Raw genomic sequence first — 23275 nt, 5'->3', positions numbered from 1 at the left:
TAATTTGCGAGATTCCGCACCGCGCAAATGGCTACACTGCGCAGGTAGCGTGGGCCGGATGCCCGCGCGGATCATTGAAAACAATGTGGCAACAGGAGAGTGGCGTGCTTACAAAAATGGGGATAAAAGGCCGCGTACTGTTGCTGACCTTATTACCGACCAGCTTGATGGCCCTGCTGTTAGGGGGCTATTTCACCTGGATGCAGCTGTCGGAATTGCAGTCCCAATTGCTGCAACGCGGCGAAATGATCGCTGAACAATTGGCACCGCTGGTGGCCCCTGCGTTAAGCAGCAAGAACACCGACCTGCTGGAGCGCATCGCTACCCAGTCGCTGGAGCAACCGGACGTGCGCGCCGTGTCGTTCCTTGCGCCGGACCGTTCATCCCTGGCCCACGCCGGCCCGACCATGCTTAACCAGCCGCCCGTCGGCAACAGCTCCCACCTGCTGCAACGCACCGGCAATGACGCCACGCGCTACCTGCTGCCGGTATTCGGTCGCCATCGCAACCTTGCCGGCGAATTGATCCCCGACGAAGCTGACCGCCTGCTCGGCTGGGTCGAAGTGGAGCTTTCACACAATGGCATGTTGCTGCGCGGCTATCGCAGCCTGTTTGCCAGCCTGCTGTTGATCGCCATCGGCCTGATTTTCACCGCGGCCCTGGCGCTGCGGATCAGCCGCACGATCAACTCGCCGATCGGCCAGATCAAGCAGGCCGTGGCACAACTGAAGGACGGCAACCTGGAAACCCGTTTGCCGCCTTTGGGCAGCCAGGAGCTGGACCAATTGGCCTCGGGCATCAACCGCATGGCCGAAACCCTGCAAAATGCCCAGGAAGAACTGCAACACAGTATCGACCAGGCCACCGAAGACGTGCGCCAGAACCTGGAGACCATCGAGATCCAGAACATCGAGCTGGACCTGGCGCGCAAGGAGGCCCTGGAAGCCAGCCGTATCAAGTCGGAATTCCTCGCCAACATGAGCCATGAAATCCGCACGCCACTCAACGGCATCCTCGGCTTTACCCACCTGCTGCAAAAAAGCGAGCTGTCGCCGCGTCAGTTGGATTACCTGGGCACCATCGAGAAATCTGCCGACAACCTGTTGGGCATCATCAACGAAATCCTCGATTTCTCGAAAATCGAAGCGGGCAAGCTGGTGCTCGACAGCGTGCCGTTCAACCTGCGCGATTTGCTGCAAGACACATTGACCATCCTCGCCCCCGCCGCCCATGCCAAACAGCTGGAACTGGTCAGCCTGGTGTACCGCGACACGCCGTTGGCGCTAGTGGGCGACCCGCTGCGCCTCAAACAGATCCTCACCAACCTGATCAGCAATGCGATCAAGTTCACCCGCGAGGGCACCATCGTCGCCAGGGCGATGGTCGAGGACGAACAGGAAGACAGCGTCCAACTGCGCATCAGCGTGCAAGACACCGGCATCGGGCTGTCCAACCAGGATGTACGCGCGCTGTTCCAAGCCTTCAGCCAGGCCGACAACTCGCTGTCGCGGCAACCGGGCGGCACCGGCCTGGGCCTGGTGATCTCCAAGCGCCTGATCGAGCAGATGGGCGGTGAAATCGGGGTCGACAGCACGCCGGGCGAAGGTTCGGAGTTCTGGATCAGCCTGAACCTGCCCAAAACCCGCGACGACGCCGAAGACCTGCCCTCCGCGCCGCTGCTCGGCCGTCGTGTGGCCGTGCTGGAAAACCACGAGTTGGCGCGCCAGGCCCTGCAACATCAACTGGAAGACTGCGGCCTGGAAGTCACGCCGTTCAATACCCTGGAAAGCCTCACCAACGGCATCACCAGCGCCCATCAGACCGAACAGGCAATTGACCTGGCCGTGCTCGGCATCACCGCCAATGACATTCCGCCCGAACGCCTCAACCAGCATCTCTGGGACCTTGAACACCTGGGTTGCAAAGTGCTGGTGCTGTGCCCGACCACCGAGCAGATGCTGTTCAACCAGTCGGTGCCCAACCCCAACAGCCAATTGCAGGCCAAGCCGGCCTGTACGCGCAAGCTGCGCCGTGCCCTTGCCGACCTGATCAGCCCGCGCCCGTTGCGCAGTGAGCCTGGTGAGCCCCTGTCCAGCCGCGCACCCCGTGTGCTTTGCGTGGACGACAACCCGGCAAACCTGCTGCTGGTGCAAACCCTGCTCGAAGACATGGGTGCCAAGGTCCAGGCCGTGGAAAGCGGTTACGCGGCCATCGACGCTGTGAAGCAGGAAACCTTCGACCTGGTGCTGATGGACGTGCAAATGCCCGGTATGGACGGCCGCCAAAGCACCGAGGCGATCCGCCAATGGGAAAGCGAGCGCCACGGCACGCCATTGCCGGTGGTCGCCCTCACCGCCCACGCCATGGCCAACGAAAAACGCGCCCTGCTGCAAAGCGGCATGGACGACTACCTGACCAAACCCATCAGCGAGCGGCAACTGGCCCAAGTGGTGTTGAAATGGACCGGCCTGGCCCTGCGCAACCAAGGGCCGGAACGCACCACTGACAGTTTTGGCCCAGGCGTACAACTGCTGGTACTGGACCATGACGAAGGCCTGCGCCTGGCGGCCAACAAAGCTGACCTGGCGGCCGATATGCTCGCCATGTTGCTGGCCTCGCTGGAAGCTGATCGCCTGGCCATTACCGCCGCCCGTGAAGCCAAAGACAACAACGCCCTGATCGAGCGCGTCCACCGCTTGCATGGCGCCACGCGCTACTGTGGTGTGCCGCAATTGCGCGCCGCCTGCCAACGTGCAGAAACCTTGCTTAAGCAAGACGACGCCAAAGCCGTCACCGCGCTGGACGAGCTGGACATGGCCATTGCACGGCTGGCCAGCGAGGCGCGCGTCAGCGTTTAAGGCGCCTGTGTGGGGGCGGGCAAGCCCGCGCCCACCGGGGTCATGTATTTTTTTCCGCGAGTGCAGGGAGCTTTTTCATGCGCGTGATTCTTTTCAGCAGCCAGACCTACGACCGTGACAGTTTTCTCGGCGAGCCACTGCCAACCGGCCTTGAACTGCAATTTCAACCTGCCCGGCTCAACCTCGACACCGTGGCCCTGGCCGAACACCACGACGTGGTCTGTGCGTTTATCAATGATGACCTCAGCGCTCCGGTGCTGGAACAGTTGGCCGCAGGCGGCACGCGCCTGATTGCCCTGCGCTCGGCCGGTTACAACCATGTCGACTTGCCCGCCGCCAAGCGCCTGGGCCTGAGCATCGTGCGCGTTCCTGCCTACTCGCCTCACGCGGTGGCCGAGCACGCGGTCGCGCTGATCCTGGCCCTCAACCGCCGCCTGCACCGCGCCTACAACCGCACCCGCGACGGTGATTTCAGCCTGCATGGGCTGACCGGTTTCGACCTGGTGGGCAAGACCGTCGGGGTGGTCGGCACCGGGCAGATCGGGGCCACGTTCGCGAAAATCATGGCCGGGTTCGGCTGCCAGTTGCTCGCCTTTGACCCCTTCCCCAACCCGCAGGTCCAGGCCCTCGGCGCCCGTTACGTCAGCCTGCCTGAACTGCTGGCGCAAGCGCAGATCATCAGCCTGCACTGCCCGCTGACCGTCGACAGCAAGCACCTGATCAACGCCCGCTCTTTGGCGCAGCTGCAACCTGGCGCGATGCTGATCAACACCGGTCGCGGTGGTTTGGTAGAGACCCCGGCGCTGATCGAAGCCCTCAAGGACGGCCAACTCGGCTACCTGGGGCTGGACGTGTACGAAGAAGAGGCCCAACTGTTTTTTGAGGACCGCTCCGACCTGCCCCTGCAAGACGATGTGCTCGCGCGCCTGCTGACCTTCCCCAACGTGATCATCACCGCACACCAGGCATTTCTTACCCGTGAGGCCCTGGCGGCAATCGCCGGCACCACCTTGGCCAACATTGCCGCCTGGGCCAATGGCCAGCCGCAGAACCTGGTCGACGGTTGATCAGCGGTCACATACCAGGCTCATGATCGGCCGGCACCCGTGATAGGATGCCGCGCCTATTTGGAGGATCCATGGCCGAACACGATTTCCGCTTCAGCTTGCTGAGCCCGCAACACACCCTGATCGAATGCCGCGCCCTGGTGCCGGGCCGTTACCAAGTCACTGGCAACGGCGGTTCGATCAAGCATGGCGACATTCTGATCGTCACCCTGCGCGGCAGTAAAACCCTGTCGATGCGCCTGACCGTCGAAGGTGACGCGCGCTATTCCATCCGCCCGGCGGGCCAATGGGTCGCCATGGCCCAGGGGCCGAAATTCGGCGAGCTGGAGATTCACACCTGGAAGGTCAATTGCGACAGCTGCGACAGCGTGCTGGAGTTTGAATTCGCGGTGGAAACCAAGCTGACCAAAGAGCCGCTGCAACCGGCCGCCAACGCGCGCATCAAGGAATTGGGCTGGGCCAGCGAAGGCGACAAGCACCGCTGCCCGAAATGCCAGCAGGCCGCGCAATGAAAGGCGCGCTTATGCTCGCCGCCATCGCGGTTGGCCTGACGGGCTGCGCCGGGGATGCCGTGAAGCTTAAGCAGGATCATAGCTATGTCGTGGAATGGATTGGCGAGCGCCCGCTGATGGACTACGCCAACCTGACCGTCACCCTCGGTGCCGATGGCCGCGCCTATGGCAATGGCGGCTGCAACCACTGGTTCGCACCGTACACCGTCGAGGGCGACAAGCTCAGCTTCGGCAAGATCGGCAGCACCCGCAAACTGTGCGCCGAGGCCTTGATGGAGCAGGAACACCGCTTCTTCCAGGCCCTGCAAGGCGTTGAGCGTTGGGACATCTCGCCGATCGAGCAGACGCGCTTCTGGCCGGCCGAAGGCAAGCCGATTCGCCTGTGGCTTGAAGAAGGCTGATAGCCCCAATCCAGATACGGGTGAGGTCTAAGTGTGGGAGGGGGCTTGCTCCCGATAGCCGTGGGTCAGTCCACTAATAAGTCGCTGACAGACTGCCATCGGAAGCAAGCCCCCTCCCACATTGGTTTGTGGTTGCTTTAGCCGCGTAAGGCTTTAAGTTTGGCCAACACGCCTTGCGCTGTCTGCTCACCCATCAACTGTTCACGCACCTTGCCCTTGTCATCAATGATGTAGGTCACTGGCAACGCCTCACTGCGCGGAATATCAAAAATCTCCTCGGGGTTCTGCGCCAGCACGGTGAACTTGATCCCCAGCTTCTCGCTGGCGGCCTTGAGTTCTTCACCCTGTACGTTGTCGAAATTGACCCCGAACACGCCCACGTTCTGCCCTTTCAACTGCTCGGCCAAGGCATTCAGTTCGGGAATTTCCGTGCGACACGGGCCACACCATTCGGCCCAGTAATTGACCACCACCCATTGTTTGTCCAAGCGTTCGGCCGCCACTTTCTTGCCGTATTGGTCAACGCCGTAATCGTTACCGCAGCCGCTGAGCAGCAGGGTTGTGATGATCGCCAATGCACCGATCAGTCGCCTAGTCATGGGGTAATCCTTCGCAAAAATGAACGTTGGCTGCGACCTATCGCCTCTTACGGTTTAAGGACGGGCCGCAGCGCAGGTAGAATACCCGCCACCTTACGCAAGATGCGACCCGCACATGACCGATCTGACGCTTTATCACAACCCGCGCTGCTCGAAATCCCGCGGAGCGCTCGAACTGCTGGAAGCTCGCGGCCTCAATCCGAGCGTGGTTCGCTACCTCGAAACCCCGCTGAACGCCGCGCAATTAAAGGCTTTGCTCGGCAAGCTGGGGATCAGCGCGCGCCAACTGCTGCGCACCGGCGAAGAGGAATACAAAGCCCTCAACCTGGCCGACGCCAGCCTCAGCGAAACCCAGTTGATCGCCGCCATCGCCGAACATCCGAAGCTGATGGAACGCCCGATTCTGGAAACCCGCGACAAAGCCATCATTGGCCGTCCGCCGGAAAACGTGCTGGAGATCCTGCCGTGACTGCGCCCTATGTGCTGGTGTTGTATTACAGCCGCAATGGTTCGGTGAGCGAAATGGCCCGTCAAATTGCCCGAGGTATCGAGCAAGGTGGCCTGGAAGCGCGCTTACGCACCGTGCCGGCGATCTCCGCCGAATGCGAAGCCGTGGCGCCGAGTATCCCGGACGAAGGCGCGCTGTATGCAAGCCTGGATGATTTGAAAAACTGCTCGGCCCTGGCCCTCGGCAGCCCGACGCGCTTCGGCAACATGGCCGCACCGCTCAAATACTTTCTGGATGGCACCAGCAACTTGTGGCTCACCGGCGCGCTCGTCGGCAAGCCCGCGGGTGTATTCACTTCCACCGCCAGCCTGCATGGCGGCCAGGAAACCACACTGATGTCGATGCTGTTGCCGCTGTTGCACCACGGCATGCTGATCACCGGCCTGCCTTACAGCGAGCAGGCGCTGCTGGACACCCAGGGCGGCGGCACGCCGTATGGCGCCAGCCATCACGCCGGGCCCGACGGCAAGCGCATGCTCGATCAACACGAAATCACCCTGTGCCGCGCCTTGGGCTTGCGCCTGGCCAACACCGCCGTGTTGCTGGAGAACGGCCGTGGCCAGAAAGCCTAAAGTCCTGCCGCCCCGGGCGTGGCTGGAACCACGGGTCAAGGTCGCACGGGTGCTGAGCCTGCTGGCGTTTCTTGGGTTGGTGGGTTTGTTGTGCGGGTATTACCTGTTCGTCGCCGACCTGCACGGCGCACGTCCATGGGTAATCCTGCTCATCGAACTGGTGCCATTGGTGTTGTTGGCCCCAGGGATGTTGCTCGGCAGCGCGCGCGGGCATTCGTGGATGTGCTTTGTGGTGAACCTGTACTTCATCAAGGGCGCGCTGGCCGCGTATGACCCGAACCGGCAGTGGTTCGGCGTGCTGGAAATGCTCGCGAGCCTGGCGGTGTTTTGCACCGCGTTGTTGTATGTGCGGTGGCGGCATCAGTTGAATCGGCGGTTGGCTGAGGCCTGATAGAGATTCGGCGCCTGATAGTCAGTCTTCGCGAGCAAGCCCGCTCCCACATTTGTCCGCGTACATCCTTTGGAATGCGGTCGAATGTGGGAGCGGGCTTGCTCGCGAAGGCATCACCTCGGTCTCAATGGTTGACGGTGTAAGCCAGCATCATCGACAACTGGCACATCGGCCGCCCACTCTCGGCGTGCCACTGGTTGAACGCACCCTGCACCGTCGCCAGATCACGCAGGCTGGTCGGCGCTTTGTCGACGATTTTCTGCGCATTCAAGGCCGCCACCACGTCATCGCTCGGCACAAAGGTGTCCTTGCCTACCATGCGCAGGAAGCGCGGCGCCGACAGCCCGCCCAATTGATGGCCGTGCTTGCTCAGGTACTTCCACAAACCGACGATATCGGTCACTGGCCAGTCGGCGATAAACGCGCCGAAACTGCCCTTTTCCTGCTCGATATCCAGCATCATCTGCGCATTGCGCGGCACACTTTTGAGTTTGCCCAGGTGACGGATGATACGAGTGTCCTGCATCAAGCGCTCCAGGTGCTCTGCGCCCATCAACACCACCTTTTCCGGGTCGAAGCCGAAGAAGACCTGCTCGAACGCAGGCCACTTCGAATCCACCACACTGTGCTTCAGGCCCGCACGGAATACCCGCAGCGCCAGGGTCGACAGGTAACGGTCATCACTGATTTTGCGCAATTGCGCCGGGGTCTTGGGTACAGGCAGATGGGCTTCCAACTCGGCCGCCGAACCGAAGCGGTTCAGACAATATTCGTGCAGCCACTTGTAATCGCGCATGCCCTCTCCTGGCAATTGAATTGAAAACGGCGCCCGCAAGCGCCGTCTTTCAGAGCGTTGAAACGGGCTAGAGGTTCACAACATTGACGAAGCGCGAAGCGGCGGTCTCATCAATTTTCAGGCTGGTGAAGTCGAACAGGTTGCGGTCGGCCAATTGCGACGGCTGCACATTCTGTAAGCTGCGGAAGATGCTCTCGGTGCGCCCGGGTGTCTTGCGTTCCCAATCCACGAGCATTTCCTTGACCACCTGGCGTTGCAGGTTTTCCTGGGAGCCACACAGGTTGCACGGGATGATCGGGAATTGCTTGAAGTCGGAGTAGGCCTGGATGTCTTTCTCGTTGCAATACGCCAGCGGGCGGATCACCACGTTGCGCCCGTCATCGGCGCGCAGCTTGGGCGGCATGGCCTTGAGCGAGCCGTTGAAGAACATATTGAGGAAAAACGTCTCGACGATGTCATCGCGGTGATGACCGAGGGCCATCTTGGTCGCGCCGATTTCATCGGCAAAGGTGTAGAGCGTGCCACGGCGCAGGCGCGAGCACAGCGAACAGGTGGTTTTGCCTTCCGGGATCAGTTCCTTGACCACCGAATAGGTGTCTTTCTCGACGATGTGATACTCGACGCCCAATGCTTTCAGATAGGCCGGCAGGACATGCTCGGGGAAACCCGGTTGTTTCTGGTCCATGTTGACGGCGACGATCTCGAACTTGATCGGTGCGACCTTCTGCAGGTGCAGCAGCACGTCAAGCAGGGTGTAGCTGTCTTTGCCGCCGGAGAGGCAGACCATGACCTTGTCGCCCTCTTCGATCATGTTGAAATCGGCGACCGCTTCACCGGCCAGGCGACGCAGGCGTTTTTGCAGTTTGTTCTGGTTGACCGTAAGAGTGCCCATGGCGCTTGGATCCGCTAGAGGTGTGTGACGAAAAGCGCGGTATTTTAGCGGTAAGGACGCCCAAGTTCCAAGGTGGGAGCGCGCCCGCGGCCCACCCTGCCGTTCGCGTGGCGGCCGACAGACCTCACCGCGATTAGCGCCAATGTTTACAGCGCAATTTGCTCTAAAGCCCTACAGTTTTTCCGGTCATGACTTCCTATACTGCGACTTGAGGTCGCACAACTATCCAGGACCTTTGAGGCCATTTGGCCCGTGGGCGCTCCGATGGGGGGCGATGGTAATTACGACAGGAGTGACTGGCATGATCCATCACGTCGTGGGGCTGTTTACCCATCCCGACCAGGAATGGCGGGAAATTCGTGGCGATAAAGAAGAAAGTATCGGCCACATGTACCTCACTCACACCTTGATTCTCGCGGCGATCCCCGCCGTCTCTGCCTTTATCGGCACCACCCGCGTCGGCTGGGTCATTGGCAACCGCTCCCCGGTCATGCTGACCCAGGAAAGCGCACTGTGGATGACCCTGATGTCGTATGCGGCCATGCTTGGCGGCGTGGCGGTGATGGGCGCGTTCATTCACTGGATGGCCCGTACCTATGACGCAAGCCCCAGCATGGCGCGGTGTGTCGCGTTTGCCACTTACACGGCGACCCCGCTGTTTATCGGCGGGCTGGCAGCGCTCTACCCGCACATGTGGCTGGGAATGGTCGTGGGCACGGCGGCGATCTGCTACACGGTGTACCTGCTGTATGTGGGGCTGCCGACCTTTATGAGCATTGACCCGGACGAGGGCTTCCTGTTTTCCAGCTCGGTACTGGCCGTGGGCCTGGTGGTGCTGGTGGCGATCATGGCGTTTACTGTGATCGTGTGGGGCCTGGGCGTGGGACCGATCTATACCAATTAGGCTGATAAACCCTGGGCAAGGCCACCGCAAGGTGGCTTTGTGCGTTATGCATGACCATTCGGCGCCTGACAGATTCGGAAACACCTGCTTTTGCGGCATACTGGACGTCTCTGGAGATATGTACAGCATGCCCGAGCAACTCAATACCCGCGTCGAAGATTGTTTCCTGCAAGCCGAATCCTTTTTCAAACGAAGCTTCAAACGCCCCCAGGTCAGCCTCAAGCTGCGGGGCCAGAAAGCCGGTGTCGCGCATTTGCACGAGAACCTGCTGCGCTTCAACCCACAGTTGTACCGCGAAAACAGCCAGCACTTCCTTAAACAGACCGTGGCCCATGAAGTGGCGCACCTGATTGCCCACCAATTGTTTGGCGAGCGCATCCAGCCCCATGGCGAGGAATGGCAATTGATCATGCGCGGGGTTTACGAACTGCCGCCGGATCGCTGCCACACCTATGCAGTCAAGCGTCGACAAGTGACCCGCTATATCTACCGCTGCCCGTGTGCCGACAGCGACTTCCCGTTCTCAGCCCAGCGGCATGGGTTGGTGAACCAGGGGCGGCGTTATTTGTGCCGACGGTGCCGGCATACCTTGGTGTACACCGGGGAAACTCGGGTGGAGTGATGGAGGGTGCCTGCGGTAGCGCCTGCCCGGGCACTACCCAACCACCTTGGCCCGCCGCAAGGCGTCGATCCGCTGAGCACTGAAGCCTAACTCGGCGAGCACTTCATCACTGTGCGCCCCCACAGCCGCGCCAATATGCCGAGGCTGCGGCAAACCCTCGGAAAACTTCAACGGACAGGCGATTTGCGCCTGGGTCGAGCCATCGCCGCGCGGCACCTGGCTGACCAGTTGCCGCGCTTTCAACTGCGGATGCTCCACAGCCTCACTCAAGCTCAGTACCGGCTCGACACATGCATCCAGCCCGGCAAACAGCTCGCACAACTCATCAAAGCTGCGTTTCTCGAACTCGACCTGCAATCCCAGCTTCAGCGCTTTTTGCTGTTCCGGTTTGGGCGACAGGCCGTGTGCCGCCAACTCCGGACGCCCCAATCCCGCGCACAAGGCCTGCATAAACGCGGGTTCCAGACTGCCGACCGACATCCAGCGGCCATCGCGGGAGCGGTAATAATCGTAGAAGCTGCCGCCGTTCAGCACATGCGTCTCCCAACCCGGCTCCACACCACAGGCCAGATACCCTGCCCCGGCCATCGCGTTCAGGCTGAACGAGCAATCGGTCATGCTCACATCCAGGTATTGGCCAACCCCGGTCTGTTGCCGGGCAATCACCGCCGCGAGCAAACCGACTACCGCATGCAGCGAACCACCGCCGACATCCGCCAATTGCACGCCGAGCGGCAGCGGCCCGCTGTCTTGACGACCGGTGTAACTGGCGACACCGGCCAGCGCCAGGTAGTTGATATCGTGCCCGGCCCGGTCTTTGTAAGGGCCGGTCTGGCCATAGCCGGTAATCGACACATAAATCAGCTTCGGGTTGATCGCCTTCAACGCCTCATAACCCAGGCCCAGACGCTCCATCACCCCAGGCCGGAATTGCTCAAGGACGATGTCGTAGTCTTTGACCAACTCGCGCACGATCTCCAGGGCCTCGGCCTGCTTGAGATCCAGCGCCAGGCTGCGTTTATTGCGATTGAGATAGGCATGGCTCGCCGAGGTCCCCTGATCATGCGGCGGCAACACCCGCAAGAGGTCCATGCGCGTGGGCGATTCGATGCGCAATACCTCGGCGCCCATGTCCGCCAGCATCAAGGACGCGAACGGACCCGGCAGCAAGGTGGAAAAATCCAGCACTTTGAGCGAAGCCAAGGGACCTGACATGGCGACTCCATTTGGGGTTCGAATGCCCACAGCGTAGGCAGCCTTGCGCCTGGCGGCAATCGTCAGAACAATCACCGCGAGTGACCGTTTTGATCACGGCGGGCTTTTTCGCGGCGGCGGCTTTATGATTGGCCTACGTTTGCTTGCAGAGTGTTCCATGAAGTTTGCGATTGCGTTGTTTTCCGCCGCCCATGCGCCCTCCTCGCGCCGCGCCTTGCTGTTCGCACAGGCCGCGCTGGCCGGTGGGCATGAGATTGTGCGGCTGTTTTTTTATCAGGACGGGGTGTACAGCGCCTCCACTAACATCGTTGCGCCCCAGGATGAGCAAGACATCGCCCGGCAATGGCGCGAGTTTGTCAGCGCGCACCAGCTCGACGGCGTGGTGTGCATCGCCGCTGCCTTGCGCCGCGGCGTGCTGAACAAGGAAGAGGCCACGCGCTATCAACGCAGCGCTGTGAACCTCGACGCGCCGTGGGCGCTGTCGGGCCTTGGGCAGTTGCATGACGCCGCCCAGGCCGCTGACCGCCTGATCTGCTTTGGAGGGCCGTGAGATGTCCAAATCCTTATTGGTAATCAGCCGTCAGGCACCGTGGTCCGGGCCGAGCGCGCGTGAAGCGCTGGATATCGTGCTGGCCGGTGGCGCATTTGATCTGCCGATCGGCCTGCTGTTTATGGATGACGGCGTGTTTCAGCTGGCGCCACACCAGGACGCCAAGGCCGTGCAGCAAAAAGACCTCAGCGCCAACTTGCAGGCGTTGGGCCTGTTCGGGATCGATGACGTGTTTGCCTGCAGCCACAGCCTGGCCGCGCGCGGGCTCGCGCCACCCGCCAGTGCTCAGGCCTTGGGCAACGAGCAGATTTCCCAACTGATTGACCGTTACGACCAGGTGATTACCCTCTGATGTCGACTTTACATGTGGTGTCCCACTCCCCATTCACCGATAGCCGCCTCGCCAGTTGCCTGCGCGTTTGCGGCGCCGAAGACGCGATCCTGCTGTGCGGCGATGGCGCCTACGGCCTGCACGATGCAGCGCTGCACACCAAGGGCGTGAAGGTCTTTGTGCTGGCCGAAGACATGCAGGCGCGCAATCTGCCCCTGCCAGACTGGGCCGACAGCGTGGACTATCCAGGGTTCGTGCAGTTGTCGATCGACTACGACAAGGTCAACACCTGGCTATGAACACCTTGACCGTAGGTTCGCGCACCCTGGAACTGGACAAGGACGGCTATCTCGTCGACCTGAATCAATGGTCCACCGACGTGGCCAACGCCCTTGCCGCCGCCGAACGTCTGGAATTGACGGCAGACCACTGGGAAATCCTCGAACTGCTGCGGGGTTTCTACGCCGAGTTTCAGTTGTCCCCCGCCACGCGCCCACTGATCAAGTACACCGCCTTGAAACTGGGCCCGGAAAAGGGCAATAGCCTGCACCTCAACACACTGTTCAACGGCACTCCCGCCAAACTCGCCGCCAAGCTGGCGGGCCTGCCCAGGCCGACGAATTGCTTATGACCGATTTTGCCCCGCTGACCCTTCAAACCCCTGCCGAACACCCGTTTGCGCAGTTCGTGCGCATCCTGGGCAAAGGCAAGCGCGGCGCGCGCAACCTCACCCGCGAAGAAGCCCGTGAGGCCATGGGCATGCTGCTCGACGAAAAAGTCGAAGACACCCAGCTCGGCGCCTTCCTGATGTTGCTGCGGCACAAGGAAGAAAGCCCGGAAGAACTCGCCGGGTTTACCGAAGCGGTGCGCGAACGCCTGAATGCGCCGGCGTTGAACGTTGATATCGACTGGCCTACCTACGCCGGCAAAAAACGCCACCTGCCGTGGTATTTGCTGGCGGCCAAATGCCTGGCGCAGAACGGTGTGCGCATCCTGATGCACGGCGGCGGCGCTCACACCGCTGGCCGGTTGTACACCGAGCAATTGCTGGACGGGCTGCAGATCCCGTTGTGCCGTAATTGGCAGCAGGTTGAAAGCGCGTTCGAACACGGCAACCTGGCGTTTATGCCTCTGGGTGACTGGGCACCGCAACTGCAACGCATGATTGATTTGCGTAACACCCTGGGCCTGCGCTCGCCGATCCATTCCCTGGCGCGTCTGCTCAACCCGCTGAATGCACGTTGCGGCCTGCAAAGTATTTTCCACCCCGGTTATCAGGGCGTGCACCGTGACGCCAGCGGCCTGCTCGGCGACAACGTGATTGTGGTCAAGGGCGATGGTGGCGAGGTCGAGATCAACCCCGACACCTTGAGCCACCTCTATGGCACCACCGGCGGCGAAAGCTGGGACGAAGAGTGGCCTGCCCTCTCCGACCAGCGCCACGTCAAACCCGCGACCCTGGAGCCCGAGCATTTGAAAGCGCTGTGGCGCGGCGATGTCGAGGACAGCTACCCGCAACTGGCCCTGATCGCCACCATGGCACTGGCCTTGCGCGGCCTCGGCCACCCACGGGAGCAGGCCTTCGAACTGGCCCAGCATTACTGGGACGCGCGGGACAAATCGATTTAATCGATCATTACCCCGCAGTCTTTGCGCTTTTAGTTCGAACTCATCCCTTTAGACTGGGCTCCAACGCTTATTAGCCAAGGAGCCAGTCATGGGTTTGCTGATCGAAGGACACTGGAAAGACCAGTGGTACGAAAGCAGTGCAGACGGCGCTTTCCAGCGCGAACAGGCGCAACGGCGTCACTGGGTTACAGCCAACGGCGAGCCCGGCCCCAGTGGCGAAGGCGGCTTCCAGGCAGAAGCCGGTCGCTATCATCTGTATGTTTCCCTCGCCTGCCCGTGGGCCCACCGCACCTTGATCCTGCGCAAGCTCAAGGGCCTGGAAAGCCTGATTGACGTTTCCGTGGTCAGTTGGCTGATGCTGGAAAACGGCTGGACCTTCGACAAGGCCCACGGCTCCACCGGCGACAGGCTCGATGGGTTCGAATTCATGCACCAGCGCTACACCGCGGACACTGCCGACTACACCGGCCGCGTCACCGTACCGGTGCTCTGGGACAAAAAGCTCAAGCGCATCGTGAGCAATGAATCCGCGGAAATCATCCGCATGTTTAACAGCGCCTTCAACGACCTGACCGGCAACACGCTGGACTTCTACCCCGAAGCACTACGTGCAAGCATCGACGCGCTGAACGACCGCATCTACCCGGCCGTGAACAATGGCGTGTACCGCGCAGGCTTCGCCACCTCGCAAAAGGCCTATGAAAGCGCATTTGATGATGTGTTTGCCGAGCTCGATCACCTGGAGCGGCACTTGGACGCGCACCGTTACCTGGCCGGTGAATACCTGACCGAAGCCGATGTGCGGCTGTTCACCACGCTGATTCGTTTTGATGCGGTGTATTACAGCCACTTCAAATGCAACCTGCGGCGGATTGCCGATTATCCGAACTTGTCGAACTGGCTGCGGGAGATGTACCAATGGCCGGGCGTGGCCGAGACGGTGGATTTTGCGCACATCAAGGGGCATTACTACGCGAGCCATCGGACGATCAATCCGACGGGGATTGTGCCGAAAGGGCCGTTGCAAACCTTTGATGCCGGGCATGACAGGAAGCGGCTAAGTGGCAAAGGCGTCCAGGGCTGATCCGAATCAGTCGCTGTGTTTGAAGGCCTCATCGGGGGCAAGCCCCCTCCCACATTTGGGTCTACACAGGCCAATGTGGGAACGGGCTTACCCGCGATGCGTTAAAGGATCAGACCTGGGATTGCGCGCCCTCAAACCACTTGAGCTTCTCGCGCAACACCACCACTTCACCGACGATGACCAAGGTCGGCGCGTGCACTTCATGCTCCGCCACCATGCGCGGCAAGTCCGCCAGGGTGCCGGTAAACACGCGCTGATTGGACGTGGTGCCCTGCTGGATCAACGCCGCCGGGGTATCCGCTGCGCGACCGTGCTTGATCAGTTGTTCGCAGATGATCGGCAAGCCAATCAACCCCATGTAGAACACCAGGGTCTGCGACGGCCCCACCAGATCCTGCCAAGGCAGGTCTGACGTCCCGTTCTTCAAATGCCCGGTGATAAACCGTACCGACTGGGCATAGTCACGGTGCGTCAGCGGAATCCCGGCATAAGCCGCGCAGCCACTGGCGGCGGTGATGCCCGGCACTACCTGGAACGGAATGCCATGGGCCGCCAGCTCCTCGATCTCTTCGCCACCACGACCAAAGATGAACGGATCGCCACCTTTGAGGCGCAGCACGCGCTTGCCTTGCTTGGCCAGGTCCACCAATTGCTGGTTGATCTGGTCTTGCGGCACGGCATGGTCGGCGCGACGTTTGCCGACGTAAATGCGCTCGGCATCACGGCGGCACAGTTCGAGAATCGCCGGAGCGACCAGACGGTCATACAGCACCACGTCGGCTTGCTGCATCAGGCGCAGGGCGCGGAAGGTCAGCAGGTCCGGATCACCCGGGCCTGCGCCCACCAAATAAACCTCGCCCGGCGCGTACGGTGGCGCGCCGTTGACCTTTTCAATCAGCAAGCGCTCAGCTTCATCGCCCTGCCCGGCCAACTGTCGGTCGGCGATCGGGCCCTGGAAAACCTCTTCCCAAAACGCACGACGCTGCTGAACGTCCGGGTACAAACCTTTGACCTGGGCACGGAAGCGCGCCGCCAACCCGGCCAACTGACCGTAAGTGGACGGAATCCAGGTTTCCAGCTTGGCCCGGATCAAGCGCGCCAGCACCGGCGCATCGCCGCCGCTGGACACTGCAATCACCAACGGCGAACGGTCGACAATCGCCGGGAAGATCACGCTGCACAAGGCTGGCGCGTCCACTACATTGACCGGCACGCAACGACGCTTGGCATCACTGGACACTTGCGCGTTCAGCGGCTCGTCGTCCGTCGCCGCGATAATCAGCACGCAACCATCAAGGTCGGGCTCCTGATAACCGCGCAAAATCAGTTCCCCGCCACTGCCCAGTACCAATTCACGCAACTGGTCTTCGATCTGGGGAGCAACCACCCGCAGCAACGCACCGGCGTCGGCCAGCAGCCGGGATTTGCGCAACGCAATCTCCCCGCCACCGACGACCAACACACGACTGCCGCGCAGGTTATGAAACAGCGGCAGAAATTCCATTTAGCCGATGACCTCAACGCCCGCCATGTAAGGCTTGAGCACCTCAGGCACACGGATCGAACCGTCAGCCTGCTGGTAGTTTTCCAGTACGGCTACCAGGGTGCGACCCACCGCCAGCCCCGAACCGTTGAGGGTGTGCACCAGTTCCGGCTTGCCGGTTTCCGGGTTACGGAAACGCGCCTGCATGCGACGGGCCTGGAAATCACCGCAGTTGGAGCACGACGAAATTTCGCGGTATTTGTCCTGGCTCGGCACCCACACTTCAAGGTCGTAGGTCTTCACGGCGCTGAAGCCCATGTCGCCGGTGCACAGCGCCAGCACGCGGTAAGGCAGCTCAAGCAGTTGCAGGACGCGCTCGGCGTTGGCAGTCAGGCCTTCCAGGGCTTCCATGGAGGTCGACGGCTCAACCACTTGCACCATCTCGACCTTGTCGAACTGGTGCTGGCGGATCATGCCGCGGGTGTCACGGCCCGACGCACCGGCTTCACTGCGAAAGCATGGGCTGTGAGCGACGAACTTGATCGGCAGCTGTTTGGCATCGAGGATCTCGCCGGCCACAATATTGGTCAGCGACACTTCGGCCGTCGGGATCAGGTACAAATCAGCTTCGCCATCACGGCTGATCTTGAACAGGTCTTCTTCGAATTTCGGCAACTGGCTGGTGCCCATCAGCGCCGGCGCCTGCACCAGATACGGGGTGTAGGCTTCTTCGTAGCCGTGTTCGCCGGTATGCAGGTTGATCATGAACTGCGCCAGGGCACGGTGCATGCGCGCAATCGGACCGCGCAGCAAGGCAAAACGCGCGCCGGACATCTTGGCGGCAGTTTCGAAATCCAGGCCACCGGTCAATTCGCCCAGGGCAACGTGGTCCTTGATCTCGAAATCAAAGGCTTTGGGTGTGCCCCAACGGCGCACTTCGACGTTGCCGTCTTCGTCTTCGCCAATCGGCACGGACTCGTGCGGCAGGTTGGGAATGCCCAGCAGGATCGAATCCAGCTCGCTCTGAATGCCTTCCAGCTCGACTTTGCCGTCGGACAGCTCGGTGCCCATGCGCTCGACGTCCGCCATCAACGGCGCAATGTCTTCGCCGCGCTGCTTGGCCTGACCGATGGATTTGGAACGCGCATTCCGCTCAGCCTGCAGTGCTTCGGTGCGGGTCTGGACGGTCTTGCGCTGTTCTTCCAGCGCTTCGATGCGCGCAACATCCAAGGCAAAGCCACGGGATGCCAGGCGGTCCGCTACGTCCTGAAGGTTGCTACGTAACAGTTTGGAATCGAGCATGTCGGTCTCTCGTTTATCAAAGTTTGGTCAAGGACAGGCCAGCCCAAGTGGCGAGCAGCCCGCCGAACACGCTGATGCCCAGGTAACCGAAGGCTACCAGGGCCTGCCCGCTTTCCAGCAGGCGCAGCGTATCCAGTGAAAAGGATGAAAAGGTCGTCAGACCGCCTACAAAGCCGACAATCAAGCCGGCCCGCATTTCAATCGGCACTTCCGGGCGCAACAGGAACCACCCGTACAACAGCCCGATGATCAAGCAGCCCACCAGGTTGACCGCCAGGGTCGCCGCATAAAAATGCTTCGGCCAATTGGCGCTGACCCACGTTCCGGTGGCGAAACGCAATAATGTACCAGCGATGCCGGCTACGGACACGGCAAGAATCGTCTTGAGCACTACTTTCTCCGCTGTTTGGGGCTGAGGCGATCGAGTTGGGCGAGGTGATTGAGCTTTTCACCGATCTTCAGCTCCAGACCACGAGGGACCGGCTGGTAGAACGGCTGCGGCTCAAGCTCATCGGGGAAGTAATCTTCGCCGGCCGCGTAGGCGTCCGGCTCGTCATGGGCATAGCGATATTCATCACCGTAGCCCAGTTGTTTCATCAGTTTGGTCGGTGCGTTGCGCAGGTGCAGCGGCACTTCGAGCGAGCCATGTTCGGCGGCGGCGCGCAGGGCCGATTTGAAGCCCATGTACACCGCGTTGCTTTTCGGCGCGCAGGCCAGATACGTAATGGCCTGTGCAACGGCCAACTCGCCTTCCGGGCTGCCAAGGCGTTCCTGCACCTCCCAGGCGGCCAGGCACAGGCTCAACGCGCGCGGGTCGGCGTTGCCGATGTCTTCGCTGGCCATGCGCACCACGCGGCGCGCCAGGTACAGTGGGTCGCAACCACCGTCGATCATCCGCGCAAACCAGTACAGCGCGCCGTCGGGGTTGGAGCCGCGCACGGATTTGTGCAGCGCCGAGATCTGATCGTAGAAGGCTTCACCGCCCTTGTCGAAGCGGCGGCGGGTGTCGCCGAGCAGACTTTGCAGAAGGTCGACGCCGATCTCGTTGCCGTCTTCGGCGAGGTCGGAGGCATTCTCCAACAGATTGAGAAAACGCCGGCCGTCGCCATCGGCGGCGCTCAGCAGAATCTTGAAGCCTTCGTCACTGAGACTGAGCTGACGCTTGCCCAAGCCCTTGTCTTCGCTCAAGGCGCGGTGCAACAGCTTTCGCATCGCCGCTTCGTCCAGGCTCTTGAGCACGTAGACGCGCGCCCGTGAGAGCAAAGCGTTATTGAGTTCAAACGAGGGGTTTTCAGTGGTCGCGCCGATAAAAATCAGCGTGCCGTCTTCGACATACGGCAAAAACGCATCCTGCTGGGACTTGTTGAAGCGGTGCACTTCATCGACGAACAGGATGGTGCGCTTGCCATATTGCCCGGCCTGCTGCTTGGCGACTTCCACCGCCTGGCGGATCTCCTTGACCCCGGCCAGCACCGCAGAAACCGTTTCGAAGTGTGCATCCGACACCTTTGCCAGCAGGCGCGCCAGGGTGGTTTTACCCACGCCCGGCGGCCCCCAGAAAATCATCGAGTGCAGCGCACCCTGCTCCAGGGCTTCGCGCAATGGCTTGCCGCGAGCGAGCAGGTGTTCTTGCCCGACGTACTCATCCAGGTTGGTCGAACGCAAGCGTGCGGCCAGGGGCTGAGCAATCGGGTCACTTCGAAACAGGTCCATGGGCAGCGATTGAAACCTCTAGGCAGGTTATTCCTGGATCACATCGGCACCCTTGGGGATGTCGAACTTGAACTTGGATGCCGGCACCGGCTGGTTGGCCTTGACCCCGGAGAACAGGATATCGGTGCGCTGGCCGACACTGTCGATCAGGCGCATGTTGTTGATCACGCCGTTGCCGAACGACAGGTTCAGGCTGTCAAACAACGTGTCCTTGGATTTCGGCTTGAGGGTGAACTCGATAACGTTGCTGGTTTGCTTGGAGGTGATCTCGAAGCTGTCGTTGATTTTCGACACGTCGCCCGAGAGCAGCAGCGCCGGGGTCTGGTTCAGGCGCGGGTCCAGCTTCTTGATGGTCGCCTGCTCCAGGTCCGGGTCCCACAGCGTGACTTTCTGGCCATCGGAAACGATGGTCTGCTCGGACTTCCCTTCGGTGTGCCAGTAGAACAGCCCTGGGCGCTGCACGGCCATTTCACCCTCGGTTTGCTGCAGCTGGGTGCCACCGGCGTCCAGGGTCAGCTGAGAGAAGCGCGCGGTGAGGGTCTGGGATTTGTCCAACAGGTTCTTCAGGCTGGCTACGGAGGCCGGGTCGGCGTGGGCCGAAACAGCCGTCAGGGCCAGTGCCGGCAACAACAGCATGCGGATAAGACGCATGGGAGTCCTCATTGAGTCGTTAGGGCGAGCCGCGTGCTGCCACGCGGCATGTGATCAGTCGCGCATTTGCCCGGGGGCGATGACTTCACGCGAGCCGTTGGTGTTCATAGCAGTCACAACGCCAGCGTTTTCCATGGCTTCGATCATGCGGGCGGCGCGGTTGTAGCCGATTTTCAGTTTGCGCTGCACTGCGGAGATCGAAGCGCGGCGACTTTCGAGCACGAACGCCACGGCTTCGTCATACAGCGCGTCGGTTTCGGCATCGTCGTCGCCACCACCACTGCCGCCGTCGAAGCCGCTGCCGGCCTCTTCAACGCCCGCGAGGATATCGTCGTTGTATTCCGGTGCGCCGCGCAGCTTCCAGGCTTCCACCACGCGGTGTACTTCGTCATCGGACACAAAGGCGCCATGCACACGAATCGGCAGACTGGTGCCCGGCGGCATGTAAAGCATGTCACCGTGGCCAAGCAGTTGCTCGGCGCCGCCCTGGTCGATGATGGTCCGCGAGTCGATCTTGCTGGACACCTGGAACGCCATCCGCGTCGGGATGTTGGCCTTGATCAGACCCGTGATGACATCCACCGACGGACGCTGGGTGGCGAGAATCAAGTGAATACCGGCGGCACGCGCCTTCTGGGCGATACGGGCAATCAGTTCTTCAACCTTCTTGCCGACGATCATCATCATGTCGGCAAACTCATCGACCACCACCACGATGGTCGGCAGCTTGGTCAGCAGCGGCGCTTCGTCGTGAATGCTTTCGCGCTTGTACAGCGGGTCGGTCAGCGGTGTGCCGGCATCCTGGGCTTCCTTGACCTTGGCGTTGAAGCCGGACAGGTTACGCACGCCCATCTTCGCCATCAGCTTGTAGCGGCGCTCCATCTCGGCGACGCTCCAGCGCAGCGCGTTGGCGGCGTCCTTCATGTCGGTCACGACCGGGCACAACAGGTGCGGAATGCCTTCGTAGATCGACAGTTCCAACATCTTCGGGTCGATCATGATCAGCTTGGCGTCATCGGGGCCGGACTTGAACAGGATCGACAGAATCATCGCGTTCACACCCACCGACTTACCGGAACCCGTCGTACCGGCAACCAGCAAGTGCGGCATTTTGGCCAGGTCGGTAATCACCGGCTTGCCGCCGATGTCATGACCCAGCGCCAAGGTGACCGGCGATTTGAAGTTGTCGTATTCCGGGGTCGACAGCACTTCGGAGAAGCGCACGATCTGGCGGTCTTCGTTGGGAATCTCGATACCGACGGTGGTCTTGCCGGGAATCACTTCCACCACACGAACGCTGGTCACCGCCAGGGAACGCGCCAGGTCTTTCGCCAGGTTGGAAATACGGCTGACCTTGACGCCTGCGGCCGGCTGAATCTCGTAACGGGTAATGACCGGGCCTGGGTGGATCGAATCCACGGTGACTTCGACGCCGAATTCCTTGAGTTTGATTTCCAGCAGGTGGCCTACCGCCGCCAGCGACTCCGGAGAATAGTTGAGCTGTTTCTTTTCGGCCGGGTCGAGAATCGAGATCGGCGGCAAGGTGCCTTCGACGGCGCTGTCGACAAACAACGGCGCCTGTTTCTCTTTCTGCACGCGGGCACTGGGCTCGGGCGCCTTGGCCGGCGCCGGTGTAATCACTGGCGGCACCTGCTTCTCGCGGTCCGACATGTGCTTGCTCAGGGCCTGTTCGCGTTCGATCAGGCGTTCCTTGACCTTGGCTTGCTCACGTCGGTCCGGGGTGCTCGGCGCCACCACTTCGTTGACACGGGTATCGACCTCGCGCAGTTGCGCGACCATGCGCTTGCGATCAACCCGGGCCGACCACCAGCGGTTGGCGGCGCCCTGAAACAGTTCGAGCAGGTCGAGCGTGATCTTGCCGGTCACGTCCATCACCTTGAACCACGACAGGTCGGTGAACACGGTAAGGCCGAACAGGAACAGCGCGATAAACATCAAGGTGCTGCCCTGGATATTCAGGGTCTTGCGCGCCAGGTCGCCGAGGCTTTCGCCCAGCGCCCCGCCTGCGCCCGCCGGCAAGCCGGTGGGTGCATGGAAATGGATATGCGCCAGCGCCGCGCCGGAGAGCACCAGGAACACCAGGCCGATCAGGCGCCAGGAGAACAGCCAGCCGCTCCACTGCCACGGTTCGTGACGCTGGCGGAAGATCTGCCAGGTCTTGATCGCCAGCAGCAGCGGGAAGATGTAGGCAAAGTAGCCGAGCACCATGAACAGAATATCGGCGCTGTAGGAACCGGCGGGACCGCCGAAGTTCTGCACGTCTTCGATCTTGCTGTTGTGGCTCCAGCCCGGATCGTCCTTGCCATAGGTGAGCAAGGCCATCATCAGGAACAGGCACAGCGCGCCAATGGCGATCAGCGCACCTTCCTTGAGTCGGTAGTGCAGGTGCTGACGCCAGGCCGGCACGACTGCTGCTTTAGGTGTTGCGGCGGATTTCTTCAAAACGGGTCTTTTCCTGCGCCTTTAGCGCGTCCATCTATTGAATGACTGTAAATACTGCCCAATCCGAGCAGCTGAAAAATGAACGAGCGTCGTTGAATCTACTTTTTAACACCGGATGATGGATCGACGAAATGACGATCACGCCATAATGGCCGCATTGTACGGGTTTGCGTCGGCGATGCCACGTCCTTACCCTTCACCCGGCGGCCTGGACAATTGAAGTGTCACAGCCTGTTCAATTTGAGCATGCATTGCCTTTGCTGACAAAGGCTTATGAGCTGTATTTAGCAAACCAGGCAAGCTTGGCCAATGGCCTCCACGGCACAGACCCGATTACGACCGCGCCCCAGGCATAGAGTTGCAGAAACACCCGCTCACGCTAATCCCACTCAATGCCCTATTCGGGCTGGCCCCACAGCGCTGCGTCGACAATAATCAGCACTCTTGCGGCAGGCGACTGACCTGCCACTCCCCTCCCCTTCCATAAGCCTGGATACCATGCTGACCTGGTTGCAACGCGATTCGCTGACTTTTCCGCCACTGGCCAAGGCCATGCGCGAACCCAATGGCTTGCTCGCCGCCGGTGGCGACCTGTCGGCCGAACGACTGGTCCAGGCCTATCGCCATGGCTGCTTTCCGTGGTTCTCAGAGGGCCAACCCATTCTCTGGTGGTCTCCGGACCCGCGCACGGTGATATTCCCCGACGAACTGCATGTTTCGCGCAGCCTGGGC

Annotated in this window: 26 protein-coding genes; 16 read left to right on the top strand and 10 right to left on the bottom strand. The window is 61.2% G+C overall.

The window, feature by feature from the left end; genetic code table 11:
• The first annotated feature begins 104 nt into the window (after positions 1 to 104).
• The 4 genes from A7D21_RS22445 (at position 105) to A7D21_RS22430 (ending at position 4838) form a co-directional block, all read left to right on the top strand.
• Entirely contained in the window at positions 105 to 2858 is a 2754-nt protein-coding gene (locus tag A7D21_RS22445; RefSeq protein WP_069552753.1) for a response regulator, read from the top strand.
• Positions 2859 to 2935: 77 nt separating this feature from the next.
• Positions 2936 to 3925 (top strand): 2-hydroxyacid dehydrogenase, encoded by a 990-nt coding sequence (locus A7D21_RS22440; RefSeq protein WP_069552726.1) that lies wholly within the window; start codon positions 2936 to 2938, stop codon positions 3923 to 3925.
• Between the two features lie 71 nt (positions 3926 to 3996).
• The gene (locus A7D21_RS22435; RefSeq protein WP_053256805.1) at positions 3997 to 4437 is read left to right on the top strand and encodes a hypothetical protein; all 441 of its coding nucleotides are present in this window, start codon (positions 3997 to 3999) and stop codon (positions 4435 to 4437) included.
• The gene (locus A7D21_RS22430; protein WP_053256806.1) at positions 4434 to 4838 is read left to right on the top strand and encodes an META domain-containing protein; all 405 of its coding nucleotides are present in this window, start codon (positions 4434 to 4436) and stop codon (positions 4836 to 4838) included. The genes A7D21_RS22435 and A7D21_RS22430 overlap by 4 nt, the downstream gene beginning before the upstream one ends.
• A 137-nt stretch (positions 4839 to 4975) precedes the next feature.
• Here A7D21_RS22430 and A7D21_RS22425 read toward each other — a convergent pair whose 3' ends face one another.
• Positions 4976 to 5437: a TlpA disulfide reductase family protein gene (locus A7D21_RS22425; protein WP_053256807.1), complete on the bottom strand. Its 462-nt coding sequence runs from the start codon at positions 5435 to 5437 to the stop codon at positions 4976 to 4978.
• A gap of 115 nt (positions 5438 to 5552) precedes the next feature.
• On the opposite strand from A7D21_RS22425, the gene arsC reads away from it, so the two are divergent.
• The 3 genes from arsC to A7D21_RS22410 are packed head-to-tail and all read left to right on the top strand — an operon-like array spanning position 5553 to position 6908.
• A complete protein-coding gene (gene arsC / locus A7D21_RS22420) occupies positions 5553 to 5906 on the top strand; it encodes an arsenate reductase (glutaredoxin) (protein ID WP_053256808.1) in 354 nt (117 codons plus the stop codon).
• Positions 5903 to 6517: an NAD(P)H:quinone oxidoreductase gene (wrbA, locus tag A7D21_RS22415; RefSeq protein WP_053256809.1), complete on the top strand. Its 615-nt coding sequence runs from the start codon at positions 5903 to 5905 to the stop codon at positions 6515 to 6517. The genes arsC and wrbA overlap by 4 nt, the downstream gene beginning before the upstream one ends.
• Positions 6501 to 6908: a DUF2069 domain-containing protein gene (locus A7D21_RS22410; protein WP_053256810.1), complete on the top strand. Its 408-nt coding sequence runs from the start codon at positions 6501 to 6503 to the stop codon at positions 6906 to 6908. The genes wrbA and A7D21_RS22410 overlap by 17 nt, the downstream gene beginning before the upstream one ends.
• Before the next feature lie 124 nt (positions 6909 to 7032).
• Here the strand turns inward: A7D21_RS22410 and A7D21_RS22405 are convergent, their stop codons facing one another.
• Positions 7033 to 7704: a DNA-3-methyladenine glycosylase I gene (locus A7D21_RS22405; protein WP_053256811.1), complete on the bottom strand. Its 672-nt coding sequence runs from the start codon at positions 7702 to 7704 to the stop codon at positions 7033 to 7035.
• A 67-nt stretch (positions 7705 to 7771) separates the two neighbouring features.
• Complete coding sequence (gene ttcA, locus A7D21_RS22400) at positions 7772 to 8596, bottom strand: tRNA 2-thiocytidine(32) synthetase TtcA (protein ID WP_053256812.1); 825 nt, start codon at positions 8594 to 8596, stop codon at positions 7772 to 7774.
• A 301-nt stretch (positions 8597 to 8897) separates the two neighbouring features.
• Between ttcA and A7D21_RS22395 the strand changes: the two genes are divergently transcribed.
• The gene (locus tag A7D21_RS22395) at positions 8898 to 9500 is read left to right on the top strand and encodes a Yip1 family protein (protein ID WP_053256813.1); all 603 of its coding nucleotides are present in this window, start codon (positions 8898 to 8900) and stop codon (positions 9498 to 9500) included.
• A 127-nt stretch (positions 9501 to 9627) separates the two neighbouring features.
• A complete protein-coding gene (locus A7D21_RS22390) occupies positions 9628 to 10122 on the top strand; it encodes a SprT family zinc-dependent metalloprotease (RefSeq protein WP_053257992.1) in 495 nt (164 codons plus the stop codon).
• A 33-nt stretch (positions 10123 to 10155) separates the two neighbouring features.
• Here the strand turns inward: A7D21_RS22390 and A7D21_RS22385 are convergent, their stop codons facing one another.
• Complete coding sequence (locus tag A7D21_RS22385) at positions 10156 to 11337, bottom strand: CaiB/BaiF CoA-transferase family protein (RefSeq protein WP_069552725.1); 1182 nt, start codon at positions 11335 to 11337, stop codon at positions 10156 to 10158.
• Between the two features lie 157 nt (positions 11338 to 11494).
• Between A7D21_RS22385 and tusD the strand changes: the two genes are divergently transcribed.
• The 6 genes from tusD to A7D21_RS22355 all read left to right on the top strand — a co-directional run bounded on the left by tusD (position 11495) and on the right by A7D21_RS22355 (position 14931).
• Positions 11495 to 11887 (top strand): sulfurtransferase complex subunit TusD, encoded by a 393-nt coding sequence (gene tusD / locus A7D21_RS22380; protein WP_053256815.1) that lies wholly within the window; start codon positions 11495 to 11497, stop codon positions 11885 to 11887.
• Position 11888: 1 nt separating this feature from the next.
• Entirely contained in the window at positions 11889 to 12239 is a 351-nt protein-coding gene (gene tusC / locus A7D21_RS22375; RefSeq protein WP_053256816.1) for a sulfurtransferase complex subunit TusC, read from the top strand.
• Entirely contained in the window at positions 12239 to 12517 is a 279-nt protein-coding gene (gene tusB, locus A7D21_RS22370) for a sulfurtransferase complex subunit TusB (RefSeq protein ID WP_053256817.1), read from the top strand. Before tusC ends, tusB begins: the two co-directional genes overlap by 1 nt.
• Positions 12514 to 12849 (top strand): TusE/DsrC/DsvC family sulfur relay protein, encoded by a 336-nt coding sequence (locus tag A7D21_RS22365; RefSeq protein WP_053256818.1) that lies wholly within the window; start codon positions 12514 to 12516, stop codon positions 12847 to 12849. Before tusB ends, A7D21_RS22365 begins: the two co-directional genes overlap by 4 nt.
• The gene (locus tag A7D21_RS22360; protein ID WP_053256819.1) at positions 12846 to 13847 is read left to right on the top strand and encodes a glycosyl transferase family protein; all 1002 of its coding nucleotides are present in this window, start codon (positions 12846 to 12848) and stop codon (positions 13845 to 13847) included. Before A7D21_RS22365 ends, A7D21_RS22360 begins: the two co-directional genes overlap by 4 nt.
• An 88-nt stretch (positions 13848 to 13935) precedes the next feature.
• Positions 13936 to 14931, top strand: coding sequence for a glutathione S-transferase family protein (locus tag A7D21_RS22355; protein ID WP_053256820.1), 996 nt, complete (start codon positions 13936 to 13938; stop codon positions 14929 to 14931).
• A gap of 109 nt (positions 14932 to 15040) precedes the next feature.
• On the opposite strand, the gene cysG is transcribed toward A7D21_RS22355, so the two are convergent.
• From cysG to A7D21_RS22325, 6 genes are read right to left on the bottom strand one after another with little or no spacing between them, the layout of a single operon-like run.
• Complete coding sequence (gene cysG / locus A7D21_RS22350; protein WP_053256821.1) at positions 15041 to 16435, bottom strand: siroheme synthase CysG; 1395 nt, start codon at positions 16433 to 16435, stop codon at positions 15041 to 15043.
• Positions 16436 to 17716 (bottom strand): serine--tRNA ligase, encoded by a 1281-nt coding sequence (gene serS, locus A7D21_RS22345; RefSeq protein WP_053256822.1) that lies wholly within the window; start codon positions 17714 to 17716, stop codon positions 16436 to 16438. It abuts the gene before it with no gap.
• A 16-nt stretch (positions 17717 to 17732) separates the two neighbouring features.
• Positions 17733 to 18107, bottom strand: coding sequence for a fluoride efflux transporter CrcB (gene crcB / locus A7D21_RS22340; protein WP_069552724.1), 375 nt, complete (start codon positions 18105 to 18107; stop codon positions 17733 to 17735).
• On the bottom strand, positions 18107 to 19429 hold the full coding sequence (locus A7D21_RS22335) for a replication-associated recombination protein A (RefSeq protein WP_053256823.1): 1323 nt from the start codon (positions 19427 to 19429) through the stop codon (positions 18107 to 18109). The genes crcB and A7D21_RS22335 overlap by 1 nt, the downstream gene beginning before the upstream one ends.
• A 27-nt stretch (positions 19430 to 19456) precedes the next feature.
• Positions 19457 to 20080, bottom strand: coding sequence for an outer membrane lipoprotein chaperone LolA (lolA, locus tag A7D21_RS22330; RefSeq protein WP_064452889.1), 624 nt, complete (start codon positions 20078 to 20080; stop codon positions 19457 to 19459).
• A gap of 54 nt (positions 20081 to 20134) precedes the next feature.
• Positions 20135 to 22543: a DNA translocase FtsK gene (locus A7D21_RS22325; protein ID WP_053256825.1), complete on the bottom strand. Its 2409-nt coding sequence runs from the start codon at positions 22541 to 22543 to the stop codon at positions 20135 to 20137.
• A gap of 498 nt (positions 22544 to 23041) precedes the next feature.
• On the opposite strand from A7D21_RS22325, the gene A7D21_RS22320 reads away from it, so the two are divergent.
• The coding region (locus tag A7D21_RS22320) for a leucyl/phenylalanyl-tRNA--protein transferase (protein ID WP_371859230.1) at positions 23042 to 23275 on the top strand (234 nt) is incomplete at its 3' end.

This window comes from Pseudomonas sp. AP19 (assembly GCF_001728855.1).
Classification (GTDB): domain Bacteria; phylum Pseudomonadota; class Gammaproteobacteria; order Pseudomonadales; family Pseudomonadaceae; genus Aquipseudomonas; species Aquipseudomonas fluorescens.
Note: the sequence above shows the minus strand (reverse complement) of the source record. Positions and strands in the feature narration are given on the sequence as shown.